A 12,625-nucleotide genomic window follows, 5' to 3' on the forward strand; every position below is an offset into this window, starting at 1 on the left:
TTCATATTAATATTATACGGAAAGAAGAGAATTCAAATTCATGAATTCTCTTCTTTCTTTTTATCGGATTGTATCAAATTTATTTTGATACAGCCCCTATTTTTTATTAATTATCTATAAGGCTTTTATTAAAGAACTTACTCTTTGAGAAGATATAAGTTAGTAAGAATGTTATAGCTATAGACATTCCCATTGCTACAAAGTACACTCCCCATTGAGAAGTAAATATTGACAAGAAGGCTGGTAAACCTGATATACCAATAGAAGTTGCTTTTACATTAAAGAATGAAACAACACCTCCTGCAATACCAGCTCCGATACATGAAGCTAAGAATGGGAAACGATAACGTAAATTAATTCCGAATATTGCAGGTTCAGTTATACCTAACCATGCTGATATTGATGCTGTTAATGCAACACCCTTAGTTTTCTTGTTTTTAAGTATAAAGAACATAGCTAATGCAGCAGCACCTTGTCCAAGACTTGCCATAACTTGAATTGGCCAAAGAGTTGCAAATCCTAAAGTTCCTATCATTTGTAAGTTAACCCCTAAGAATAAATGGTGCATACCAGTTATAACTAGTGGAGAAAGAATAAATCCGAAAATAACGCCTGCAATAACAGGAGATATATCAAAAAGACCAATAATACCGTTTGTTATGAAATTAGCAAAAGCCATAGTTGTTGGGCCGATTACAGTAAAAGTAATAAAACCAGTAACTAATAAGGTAATAGGTGCAACCAATATAAGTTGAAACATTTCAGGTATTTTCTTATTAAGAAAAATTTCTGTTTTTGCAAGAAGGAATGCTGAACATAATACTGGTATTACTTGTCCTTGATAACCTATCTTTGCTATATTAAATCCTAATATGTTCCAGTAGGTAACAGCCTCTGGTGTCTTTGAATATTGAGCACCAGGCATTAAAGCAGGATTGATTAAGATTAGTCCTAATACGATACCTAATAAAGGATTACCACCAAATCTTTTTACTGCAGACCAACCAATAAGTGCTGGTAAGAATGAAAAAGATGTATTTGCAATTAAGTTTACCATATTAGAAATGCCTGCCCAACTTGTATGAACATCTAAGAAAGCTTGTTCATAGAAGATACCAGGGTTAGTTAATATGTTGTTTATACCCATTAGCAATCCTGAAGCAACAATAGCAGGTAAAATCGGTATGAAGATATCAGCTAATATCTTAATTAATTGTTGTAGTGGATTAAGTTTTTTTGCAGAAGCTTTTTTAATTTCTTCCTTTGTAGATTCTTGAAGACCAGTTTCTTTAATTAATAAATCATATACTTTATTTACTAAACCAGGTCCGATTATAACTTGGAATTGACCATTAGATGAAAAGCTACCTTTAACTATATCTATTGATTCAAGTTCCTTAACATTTACCTTGTCTTCAGACTTTAAAATAAATCTTAATCTTGTAACGCAATGTGTTACAGCTTCGATGTTACTAAGACCACCTACAGCAGAAATAATATCATTAATATCTTGTTTTGTTGTTGCTAAGTTTTTTGTAGAACTCATAAAAACACCTCTTCGTTAAGTGATAGTTGTCTAGACAAATTACAAAATGATTGTAACATTTCGAAAAAATCCTGTCAACGTTTTCTATGGAAAAATTTTAAAAGTATAAAAAATACACCCTGTAAGCTAATATGGTTTATATAGATGATTAAGGTGATTATATTCTAAATAAAAATATTTATATATACTTGATTTTATGAAAAAGGAGTTATATTATATAAAAAGAAGTTGTCTAGACAAATTAGCTTGGAGGTGTAATTATGAACTTTAGAAAAAAGGTTATTTATCAAATATATCCTAAATCATTTTGTGATTCTAATAATGATGGAATAGGAGATTTAAAAGGTATTATAAGCAAGTTACCATATTTATCAGAACTGGGAGTGGACATGTTATGGATTAATCCATTCTTTGTATCCCCACAAAATGATAATGGGTACGATATAGCTGATTATAAAAGTATAGATCCTATATTTGGGACTATGGAAGATTTTCATTTGTTAATAGAAGAGTGTAAAAAAAGTAATATAGAAGTAATGTTAGATATGGTATTAAATCATACATCTACAGAGCATGAATGGTTTAAAAAAGCTTTAAAGGGAGAAAAAAAGTATCAGGATTATTATTTTATAAAAGATAAGAAGGAAAATGATACATTGCCGACTAACTGGGAATCTAAATTTGGAGGAGTAGCTTGGGAAAAGTTTGGAGAAACAGACAAGTACTATTTGCATTTATATGATGTTACTCAAGCAGATTTAAATTGGAGAAATAAAGAAGTAAGAGAAGAGTTATTTGATGTTGTTAATTACTGGATGGATAAAGGAGTTAGTGGGTTTAGGTTTGATGTTATAAATGTAATTGGTAAAGATGAAGTTTTATTGGACTCAGATAATGAAGTAGGTAAGGAAATGTATACGGACAAACCAATTGTTCATGACTTCCTAAAGGAACTAAATAGCAGGACATTTGGTAGAAATGAGAACATTATAACTGTTGGTGAAATGTCCTCTACCACTATTGATAACTGTATTAAGTATTCTTCTCCTAAAGAAAAAGAATTGACAATGACATTTAATTTCCACCATTTAAAAGTTGATTATAAAGATGGAGATAAGTGGACTGATATGCCCTTTGATTTTAAAATGTTAAAGGAAATTTTAAATCAATGGCAAGAAGGAATTCAAGTAGGAGAAGGGTGGAACGCAACTTTCTGGAATAATCATGATCAACCAAGAGCATTAAGCAGATTCTGTCCTAATGAAAAATATAGGGTTGAAGGGGCTAAAATGTTAGCAACAGTAATTCATTTATTAAGGGGGACGCCTTACATATACCAAGGTGAGGAAATTGGAATGTTAAATCCAAACTTCTCAAATATAGATGATTATAAAGATATAGAAACACATAATGCTTATAAAAAATTAAAAGAAATGAATGTTGATGATGACAAGATTTTAGAAATAATAAAGGCTAAATCAAGAGATAATAGTCGTACACCTATGCAATGGAATAATGAAGTTAATGCAGGCTTTTCGCTAGGAGAACCATGGATTAAGGTTGCAGAGAATTATAATGACATAAATGTAGAAAAAGAGCTTAAAGAAGGGTCAATATTTAATTACTATAAGGAGTTAGTAGCCTATAGAAAGAAGCTTGATATTATTTCAGATGGATCTTATAGAGGAATTTTATTAGAACATCCAAGTGTATATGGTTATGTTAGAGAATTAGGAAATGAAAAACTAATTGTATTAAATAATTTTTATGATTCTAATACATATGTTGACATACCAGAGGAGTTATTGAATTGTAATTACAGCTATCTAATAGGTAATTATGAAAAGAGAAATATAGAAAAGAGATTGATGTTAAGACCATATGAAACTATAGCTTTCTATGGTGGTAATGAAAGGAACGATTAATATGAAGCCAAATATTTTATTTATGATTTCACATGATAGTGGAAGAAAATTTAGTTCTTATGGATATAAGGTTGAAACACCATGGATAAAAGAGTTAGCTGAAAATGGAATTCAATTTGATAATTATTTTTGCCCTGCACCACAGTGTAGTCCAAGTAGAGGAAGTATTATGACAGGTTTATACCCTCATAATAATGGATTAATGGGATTGGCTCATCTTGGATTTTGTATTGATGGGAAAAACACAACTTTACCAAAGGAATTAAAAAAGAATGGATATGAGACTACATTAATTGGATTAAGTCATGAAACTATAAATGAAGCACCTCCAATAGAAGATAGAGTATTTTCATCAACATACGATTTAGGATATGATAACTTTGTGCCAATAAAAGGAGATAGAGCTCCCAAAGTAGCAGATGAGGTAATTAAATTCTTAGAAGAACATAAAGGAAATAATGAAGTTCCTTTTTATTTAAATGTTGGTTTCTTTGAAACTCATAGAGATTTTGATGAATATGAACCATATGCAGACAACATAGAAGATGTGGAAGTTTTCAAATTTTTACCTGATACAGAGAATATAAGAAAAGATGTAGCTTTATACAATGGATCAGCTAAAATTTTAGATAGAGCCATTGGTAAGATATATAATAAATTAAAAGAAACTAAGCTAGATGAAAATACTATTGTTATTTTTACAACTGACCATGGTGTTGCTTTCCCAGGTGCAAAAGGAATGTTAAAAGAAGCAGGATTAGAAACTGCATTAATTATACTTTTACCTAATAATACAAAGAAGAATATTAAGAAAAAAGCTCTTCTATGTAATGTAGATTTATTGCCTACAATATTAGAACTTATTGATGCTGATATTCCAGATAATATTGATGGTAAAAGTTTTGCTGAACTTCTAACAAGTGATAAGGATACAGGAAGAGAATCATTCTTTACTGAAATGACATGGCATGATCAATATAGACCTATGAGAGGTATAAGAACAAATGATTTTAGTTATGTAAAGAACTTTGAAGATGGACCTAAAGTTTATATTACTGTTGATTCACATTTAAGTTTATCAGGAAAGGAAGTAAGAGATGAATTTTATGTTCCTAATGAACCAGAAGAGTTATATGATTTAAGGGTTGATCCTTTAGAGGAAAATAATTTAATAAATAATGAGGAATATAAGGATATTGCAGAAGAACTAAGAAGAAAGGTAGAGAATTGGATGATAGAAACTAATGATCCTCTTTTAAAAGGACCTATTAGTGGAGTTGGATCATCTAGATGGGAGAAGGAGATAAGCGAAGGGCGAGCTTATCCGGGAAGAGAAGTATATTATAGTAAAAAGGCTTAGATTATAATTTATAAGGAGTATAGTTTAAATGAATTCTATAATATATTTGACCATTGCGGTACTTGCTACAACTATAGGAGCTATGGCTGGACTTGGTGGTGGAGTAATAATTAAGCCTGTTTTAGACTTTCTGGGAGATTATGATGTGGCTACTATAAGCGTATTGTCTTCAATGACAGTATTTACAATGGCTATAGTATCAATAATAAAGCAGATAAGATATAAGTTTAAACTTGAAATAAGAAAAACAGTTTTGCTTGGTCTTGGATCTGTTTTAGGAGGGCTAATTGGAGAAAAGTTATTAAGCTTAATAATAAGTAAGGTAAATTCAGATGTGGTTACAATAACTCAAAATTCAATACTAGCTTTTCTATTAATCTTTATATTTTACTATATGAACAATAAGAATAAGTTTAAAAGTTATAGAATAGAAAATAGCTTTATATGTATGTCTATAGGTGTATTTATGGGAGCTGTATCATCCTTCTTAAGTATAGGAGGAGGTCCCATAAATGTTTGTATGTTAACTATATTCTTTTCAATGAATACAAAAGAGGCAGCAGTAAATTCAATTATTACAATAATATTCTCTCAACTATCAAAGTTAGTCTCTATATTCTCTCAAGATGGACTTTCCATATTGATAAGTATGGAAGTACTTCCGTTAATGATGATAGGAGGAGTACTTGGAGGTATTATTGGATCAAGATTTAATAAAAACTTTAGTGAAAAAGCAATAGAGAGAGTATTTAATATAGTACTAATATTATTAGTAGTTTTAAATATTTATAATATTTTAGAAAAGGTTATATAGTTTTGGAGGAAACCTATGCAAAGAAATATAAGTGTTATGATTAAGCCATCATCAAGTAAATGTAATTTAAAGTGTAAATATTGTTTCTATAATTCTATAGCAGATGAAAGAGAAATAAGTGATTATGGATTTTTAAGTGAAGAAGCTCTTGATGTCATAGTAAATAGAATAGAAGAGTACTGTGATGGCGGAGTTTGTAACATGGGCTTCCAAGGTGGAGAGCCTATGCTAATTGGATTGGATTTTTATAAAAAGCTTGTAGAACTTACAAGTAGTAAAAAGACTAAATTTAATTTTATGATTCAAACTAATGGTACTTTAATAACAGAAGAGTTTACTAAGTTCTTTTATGATAATAAGTTCTTAGTTGGTGTATCGCTAGATGGAAGTAAAGAAATTCATAATTTAAACAGAATAAATTATTCTGGCAATGGAAGCTATAACGATGTTATGAAAGGAATAGCTTTATTAAAAAAACATAATGTTGATTTTAATATTTTAGTTGTAGTTACCAGTACATTAAGTAAAAAAAGTTGAAAGCTGTTATAAGTTTTTAAGAAAGAATGAATTTAATTATATTCAATTCATTCCTTTTATTGAAGCTTTAGATGATTGCAATAGTAACAATTTAAATTTTGCATTAACTTCAAAACAGTATGAAAATTATATGAAGAAGCTTTTTGATATGTGGTATGAAGATGTATCGAAAGGAGATATGGTAAGCATAAGATACTTTGATAATATACTTGGCTTATTTTTGGGAGAAGACTATGAGGCTTGTGATATGAGAGGAATATGTTCTTGCCAACATATAATTGAAAGTGATGGAAGAGTATATCCATGTGATTTCTATACTTATGAAAAATATAGTATTGGAAATATATTTGATGAGAGTTTTCACAAAATGCATGAAAAGGAGTTAACAAAGAATTTTATAATTAAATCTGTAACTACTGATGTGAAATGTAATAAATGTAAGTATATATCTCTTTGTAGAGGAGGATGCAAAAGACATAGAGAGATCACAGAAGATAGTAGGTATAAGTTTTGTGAGGCTAGCTATAATTTCTTTGATTACTCCTATGATAGATTTAGAGAACTTGTAATTAGAAAAACTAATTAAAGTTAAATATAAATAGAGTTAAAAACAGGAAGAGTAATTAGGAACTCTTCCTGTTTGCTTATTACAAATAAATCTTTATATATTGTTTTAAACATATAAAGAAAAAAACATATATTTATATAAATATGCACTTAAAATTTTGGCTCACAAGGAATTTATAAAATTCTCAAGAGGTTTATCATGAAAAGTGAAATTGAAATTTATAATAAAAAAATAAGGGGCTGTATCAGCCTAAGGTAAAAAACCTTAATCTGATACAGCCCCTTTAATATTTGGAATGAAAAATGTATTAGAATTAGTTAAAAAATAGTGCTCATGAAATTAAGAAATTCCATAGAGTTGTATTATCTGTCTATAGGAATGTTTATAAATAATACTTATGTATATATACGTTAATTATTTTTTATTTATATTACGTAAATGCAGATATACTGTGTTTTTAGATATATTCATTAATTGAGATACTTTAATAACTGAATCTTTGATATTAAAGATTCCTTCATTTGATAATAATAAAATTATAGATTTATTTTTTTCAATTGTAGGAATTGAAGTGTCATTTTCTACCTTATATTTAGCTAATTGATATGCTGATAATATTAGATTATCTGTATTATCAAAATTATTATCTAAAACAGGATTTTTTTGCATAGAATTATGCTCGGGTATAAATGTTCCCATAACTCTAGTAAACGGAGTATTCAAGTAAAAATTAATAGACATAACTGCTATTATATTATTTTCTATGTCACGAATGAGTATTAAAGAAGATTTTAAAGGCTCACCTAAGGAATCTCGACTAAAATAAGAGATGCTATCTTTTGTGCCATCAGATTTAATTTTATTTATAAGTTTCAATACAAAATCAGAGCACATGTCCCCAATAGATAAGCTATGAGACATTTTATTGATTATTTCAGAAACATAATAAGTATTATTTTTAGGGCAATATAAAATAATTTCGTATCCCTCTCCCAAGTAGGAGGATAAACCTAGTAAGGTTTTTTTATATGATTCTATTAAAAAATTATTCATTAAAATATTATTCATTGTCTTTCTCCTTGAATTATAAATAAACGCATAATTAATTATACAAGACTTTTTTGAAAAATTCTATAAAATGCAATAAAAATAAAATTATTAAATAAAAAAAATATCATTGACTAAAATAAATTTCATAGTATAATTAAGGTGTATATAGTAGAAACAAGAAAGGAGGGAATAATATGAGAATTATTCATAGTTCAAATGCACCAAAGGCTATCGGGCCATACTCACAGGCAATACAAGTAGGGGACTTAGTGTTTGTATCGGGTCAAATACCAGTTAATCCACAAACTAATACAATTGAAAGTCAAAAAATTAAGGGACAAGTCAAGCAGGTTATTGAGAATATAAAAAGTATATTAGAAGAAGTAGATTTAGAACTTAAGGATGTAATTAAGACAAGTTGTTTTCTGAAAAACATGGACGATTTTAATGATTTTAATGAGATTTATGGAGAATTTTTTATTTCAAAGCCAGTAAGATCTTGCATTGAAGTATCTAAGTTGCCTAAAGAGGCATTATGTGAAATTGAAGTTATTGCATATAAGGAGAGGTAATAATGGTTAAAATGAAAACAAATTATAATGAATTGATTGAAAACGTATTAATAAATATTGGGGGAAAAGAGAATATTTCTGAAGTTACTCATTGTATTACTAGGTTGAGAATTAGAGTATTAGATGATACAAGAGTAAATAGTGAAGATATAAAGAAAAATGATAATGTACTTGGAGTAATTAAAAAAGGAGATCAATATCAAGTTGTTATAGGACCAGATGTAGCAAATGTCTATAAAGCATTTGTAGATAGGATTGGTGATATAAGAGAAAATAAAATTAATACGGAGAAAAGTGATGTAAAAGAAAAAGCGAGTACTATTTCAAATATATTAAATACAATTGCAGGAATATTTAATCCTATAGTACCTGCATTAGCTGGAGCTGGATTAATAAAAGCAATACTTGCGTTATTAGTTTCTACTAATTTATTAGTTAATGATAGTACTACATATACAGTATTAAATACGATAAGCGATGGAGTTTTTACATTTTTACCATTCTTACTAGCATATTCATCAGCAAAAATATTTAAAATGAATGGATATGTTGCAGTAGCAATAGCAGCTGCAATGTTACATCCTAATTTTACAGATCTAATGGCTTCGGGAATATCAAAAATAGAATTCATAGGATTACCTATGAACATAATTAAATATACAGGAAGTGTATTACCTATAGTTTTAACGGTATGGTTTGCTTCATATATTGAAAGATTTTTAGATAGATATACTCCTAAAGCTTTAAAAATAATAATTGTTCCAGCATTTACATTACTGATTGCAACTCCTATTGCATTAATTACAATAGGGCCTTTAGCTCAAGTTTTAGGAGAATATTTGGCTAGTGGAGTAAGTTTATTATTTGAAAAGGGAGGAATATTTGCTGGAATAATTTATGGTGGTGTTTACTCAGCTATGGTTGTTACAGGATTGCAACATGGAATGGTTCCTATTTTAGTGGATGGAATATCTCGTAATGGATTTAATTATATTAGTCCTGTATCTGGTAGTGCTAACATGGCTCAAGCTGGAGCTGCTTTTGGTGTTTGGTTAAAAACTAAAGATAAAAATACAAAAACAGTTGCTGCAAGTGCTACTATATCAGCTATATCAGGAGTTACAGAACCAGCAATATATGGTGTAAATTTAAGATTAAAAAAACCATTCTTAAGCGCAATAATTGGTGGTATGGCAGGGGGAGCAGTAGCAGCTTTATTCCATGCAAAATCATATGCAATGGGAGGTCCTTCATTTTTAACATTACCAATGTTTATAGGTGATCCAGGAAATGTATGGTATGTTGCAATAGCATTTTCAGTTGCTTTCATAGTTTCAGCAGTTGCAACATATATTTTAGGATTTGAAGAAAACCCAGTTGAATATACCACAGTATAAATAACAGAAATTAGGAGAAAGAAATGGAGAAAAATTTTAATAAGGCTTTTAAAAATATTGAAGGTGGGTTATTTTCAGAAGTAGAAAAAGCAGATGTAGGTAATTCATATCAAGAGTTAGGGAAAAGGGGGGTTTCGCTGATGGGATGGGCGGATCCATTTTTTCCAGATAAATGTATTCCAGAACATATTTTGAATAGTGTATTAAATTCTATTAATGGTGACATGGCAACACATTATACTGCACCAGTAGGTAATGATGAATTAAAATTAGAAATCTCTAAAAAACTAAGAAAATTTAATAATTTAGAGGTAGATATTAATCGTAATATATTAGTTACACCTGGATCTGATTCGGGCTTGTTCTATTCTATGATGCCATTTATTGAAGAAGGAGACGAAGTAATAATACCTACTCCTTGTTATCCTAATAACATATTAAATACTAAACTGTTAAATGGAATCCCAAAGTATTTAGAGCTAAAGGAGGATCAAGGGTATCAATTAAAGGAAGGGGATTTAGAGCAGTGCTTAACTAAAAGAACTAAAATGCTCATAATTACTCATCCGAATAACCCAACTACGACTGTATTTAATAAAAAAAGTTTGGAATTAATCTGTAATTTTGTTATTGAGAACGATTTGATATTAATCTGTGATCAAGCTTTTGAAGATTTCACTTATGAAAATGAGTTAATTACTCCGGCTTCATTACCAGGAATGTTTGAAAGGACAATATCTATTTTTTCTACATCAAAGGGGATGGGATTAAGTGGGTTCAGAGTAGGATACATTGTTGCTAGCGATACTATTATGGATAAGCTATATGGTGCAGCAGTAAATGTACTAGGAGCAACTAATACTATAGCACAATTAGCTGTTATTGAAGCATTTAAAGATTCAACATATTTGGAAAAATTTAAAAAGTCATTTGATTATAGAAGAAAAATGGCGTATGAAATAATTAATGAAATACCTAATGTATCTATGTTAATGCCAGAGTCAGGATTTTTAGGGTGGATAAATGTATCAAAATTAGGTAAGTCATCAGAAATACAAAAATACTTAATAAAGGAAGCTAAAGTATTTTTAAATGATGGTGCAAATTATGGAGCTGGAGGAGACGGCTATTTAAGAATAGTACTAGGAACTTATAAAGAAGATAAAAAAGTAGTAGAAGCATTATATAGAATAAAAGATGCATTAATAAGGTATAGTAAGCAGATATAATAGGAGGAGAATAATAAATATATGAGAAAGTTAAAAGGATTTCCAAAGGGATTTTATTGGGGAGGAGCAACTGCTGCTAATCAAATAGAAGGTGCATGGGATATAGATGGTAAAGGTATGAGTATAGCAGATGTTATGACTGTTGGTTCTAAAGATAATCCACGACGAATAACGAAAGGTGTTCTAGAAGGAGAAAGATATCCATCACATGAAGCAGTTGATTTTTATCACAATTACAAAGAAGATATTAAATTACTTGCGGAAATGGGAATAAAGATGTATAGAATGTCTATAGCATGGACTAGAATATTTCCAAATGGGGATGATAAAGAGCCTAATGAAGCAGGATTAGTATTTTATGATAATGTCTTTAAAGAGTTAAAAAAATATAATATTGAACCTTTAGTTACTATTTATCATAACGAGCTTCCGTATACATTTGTAACAAAATGTAATGGATGGGCATCGAGAGAAGTTATAGATCATTATTTAAGATTGTGTGATGTACTATTTAATAGATATAAAAATTATGTAAAGTATTGGATAACTTTTAATGAAATTAATGATTTAACTGTTCCTCTTGGTAATTGGAATCATGGTGGGATTATCCATGAAGGAACAGTATATTTTGAAAAACAAGTTGATGATCCTAATATGAGATATCAAGCATTGCACAATCAATTAGTTGCAAGTGCTATAGCTGTTAAAAGAGGTAAGGAAGTTAATCCTGAATTTCAATTTGGAACAATGATATGTCATATTACTGTATATCCTTTAACATGTCATCCGGATGATATGCTATTAGCACAAAAAGAAGATTTGATACGTAATTGTTTCTGTGGAGATGTAATGTTAAAAGGAGAATATCCTTATTATGCATTAACATATTTTGAAGAAAATAATATAAAAATAAGTTGTACAGAAGAAGATAGAATTGCACTAAAGAATGGATTATGTGATTTTTATACATTTAGTTATTATATGACAATCTGCAAGAGTGCTAATCCTAATACAATGCAAACATCAGGAAATATTATGGGAGGGGCAAAAAATCCATATCTAGAAGTAAATGAATGGGATTGGCAAATTGATCCTAAGGGATTAAGATGGACTTTAAATCATGTATATGATAGATATAGAGTACCAGTAATGATTACTGAAAATGGATTAGGTGCTAAAGATATTGTTGTTAATGGCAAAGTACATGATGATTATCGTATCAAGTATACAGCGGAACATATAAAGCAAATGCAAGAAGCTATAACAGATGGAGTAGATTTAGTTGCATATACTTCTTGGGGAATAATTGATTTAGTAAGTTGTTCCACGGGTGAAATGGATAAGAGATATGGATTTATATATGTTGATAAAGATAACTTAGGAAATGGGACTTTAAAGAGAATAAGAAAAGACTCTTTCTATTGGTATAAGAAATGTATTGAATCAAATGGCGAAATATTAGATTAGTAAATTAAATAATCATAATTAAAGAAGGCCAGGAAGTTAATTTTCCTGGTCTTTTATTATGTACAAATAAATCTTTATATATTGTTTTAAACATATAAAGAAAAAAACATATATTTATATAAATATGCACTTAAAATTTTGGCTCACAAGGAATTTATAA

Annotated in this window: 11 protein-coding genes; 9 read left to right on the forward strand and 2 right to left on the reverse strand. The window is 29.2% G+C overall.

The features are described from left to right. Positions 1–106 precede the first annotated feature (106 nt). The gene (treB, locus tag KIB46_RS15870; protein ID WP_291673150.1) at positions 107–1,546 is read right to left on the reverse strand and encodes a PTS trehalose transporter subunit IIBC; all 1,440 of its coding nucleotides are present in this window, start codon (positions 1,544–1,546) and stop codon (positions 107–109) included. Between the two features lie 257 nt (positions 1,547–1,803). Here treB and treC point away from each other — a divergent pair, with 257 nt between their 5' ends. The 5 genes from treC to KIB46_RS15895 all read left to right on the forward strand — a co-directional run bounded on the left by treC (position 1,804) and on the right by KIB46_RS15895 (position 6,768). Next, complete coding sequence (gene treC, locus KIB46_RS15875) at positions 1,804–3,471, forward strand: alpha,alpha-phosphotrehalase (protein ID WP_291673169.1); 1,668 nt, start codon at positions 1,804–1,806, stop codon at positions 3,469–3,471. Position 3,472: 1 nt separating this feature from the next. Next, positions 3,473–4,831 carry a sulfatase gene (locus KIB46_RS15880; protein ID WP_291673152.1) on the forward strand — a complete coding sequence of 453 codons (1,359 nt, stop codon included), beginning with the start codon at positions 3,473–3,475 and terminating at the stop codon, positions 4,829–4,831. Positions 4,832–4,859: 28 nt separating this feature from the next. Beyond that, positions 4,860–5,645 (forward strand): sulfite exporter TauE/SafE family protein, encoded by a 786-nt coding sequence (locus tag KIB46_RS15885; RefSeq protein WP_291673154.1) that lies wholly within the window; start codon positions 4,860–4,862, stop codon positions 5,643–5,645. 15 nt (positions 5,646–5,660) lie between these two features. Further along, positions 5,661–6,182, forward strand: a complete 522-nt coding sequence (locus KIB46_RS15890) for a radical SAM protein (RefSeq protein WP_291673156.1) — start codon at positions 5,661–5,663, stop codon at positions 6,180–6,182. A 130-nt stretch (positions 6,183–6,312) separates the two neighbouring features. Beyond that, positions 6,313–6,768: an SPASM domain-containing protein gene (locus KIB46_RS15895; RefSeq protein ID WP_291673157.1), complete on the forward strand. Its 456-nt coding sequence runs from the start codon at positions 6,313–6,315 to the stop codon at positions 6,766–6,768. A gap of 396 nt (positions 6,769–7,164) precedes the next feature. Here the strand turns inward: KIB46_RS15895 and KIB46_RS15900 are convergent, their stop codons facing one another. Continuing rightward, positions 7,165–7,818: a PAS domain-containing protein gene (locus tag KIB46_RS15900; RefSeq protein WP_291673159.1), complete on the reverse strand. Its 654-nt coding sequence runs from the start codon at positions 7,816–7,818 to the stop codon at positions 7,165–7,167. Positions 7,819–7,994: 176 nt separating this feature from the next. Here KIB46_RS15900 and KIB46_RS15905 point away from each other — a divergent pair, with 176 nt between their 5' ends. From KIB46_RS15905 to KIB46_RS15920, 4 genes are read left to right on the forward strand one after another with little or no spacing between them, the layout of a single operon-like run. Next, positions 7,995–8,372: a RidA family protein gene (locus KIB46_RS15905; RefSeq protein ID WP_291673161.1), complete on the forward strand. Its 378-nt coding sequence runs from the start codon at positions 7,995–7,997 to the stop codon at positions 8,370–8,372. 2 nt (positions 8,373–8,374) lie between these two features. Continuing rightward, complete coding sequence (locus tag KIB46_RS15910) at positions 8,375–9,769, forward strand: PTS transporter subunit EIIC (protein ID WP_291673163.1); 1,395 nt, start codon at positions 8,375–8,377, stop codon at positions 9,767–9,769. Between the two features lie 23 nt (positions 9,770–9,792). Then, the gene (locus KIB46_RS15915; protein WP_291673165.1) at positions 9,793–10,998 is read left to right on the forward strand and encodes a pyridoxal phosphate-dependent aminotransferase; all 1,206 of its coding nucleotides are present in this window, start codon (positions 9,793–9,795) and stop codon (positions 10,996–10,998) included. A 21-nt stretch (positions 10,999–11,019) separates the two neighbouring features. Continuing rightward, complete coding sequence (locus KIB46_RS15920) at positions 11,020–12,465, forward strand: glycoside hydrolase family 1 protein (RefSeq protein ID WP_291673167.1); 1,446 nt, start codon at positions 11,020–11,022, stop codon at positions 12,463–12,465. The last annotated feature ends 160 nt before the right edge of the window (positions 12,466–12,625 follow it).

This window comes from Clostridium sp. (assembly GCF_018372875.1).
GTDB lineage: Bacteria > Bacillota > Clostridia > Clostridiales > Clostridiaceae > Clostridium.

What these genes read in the sequence shown, in the direction of transcription:
- KIB46_RS15885 (WP_291673154.1), top strand. Translation starts at nt 4,860, where the DNA reads ATGAATTCTATAATATATTTGACCATTGCGGTACTTGCTACAACTATA.
- KIB46_RS15915 (WP_291673165.1), top strand. Translation starts at nt 9,793, where the DNA reads ATGGAGAAAAATTTTAATAAGGCTTTTAAAAATATTGAAGGTGGGTTA.
- KIB46_RS15910 (WP_291673163.1), top strand. Translation starts at nt 8,375, where the DNA reads ATGGTTAAAATGAAAACAAATTATAATGAATTGATTGAAAACGTATTA.
- treB (WP_291673150.1), bottom strand. Translation starts at nt 1,546, where the DNA reads ATGAGTTCTACAAAAAACTTAGCAACAACAAAACAAGATATTAATGAT.
- KIB46_RS15880 (WP_291673152.1), top strand. Translation starts at nt 3,473, where the DNA reads ATGAAGCCAAATATTTTATTTATGATTTCACATGATAGTGGAAGAAAA.
- KIB46_RS15895 (WP_291673157.1), top strand. Translation starts at nt 6,313, where the DNA reads ATGAAGAAGCTTTTTGATATGTGGTATGAAGATGTATCGAAAGGAGAT.
- KIB46_RS15905 (WP_291673161.1), top strand. Translation starts at nt 7,995, where the DNA reads ATGAGAATTATTCATAGTTCAAATGCACCAAAGGCTATCGGGCCATAC.
- KIB46_RS15920 (WP_291673167.1), top strand. Translation starts at nt 11,020, where the DNA reads ATGAGAAAGTTAAAAGGATTTCCAAAGGGATTTTATTGGGGAGGAGCA.
- KIB46_RS15900 (WP_291673159.1), bottom strand. Translation starts at nt 7,818, where the DNA reads ATGAATAATATTTTAATGAATAATTTTTTAATAGAATCATATAAAAAA.
- KIB46_RS15890 (WP_291673156.1), top strand. Translation starts at nt 5,661, where the DNA reads ATGCAAAGAAATATAAGTGTTATGATTAAGCCATCATCAAGTAAATGT.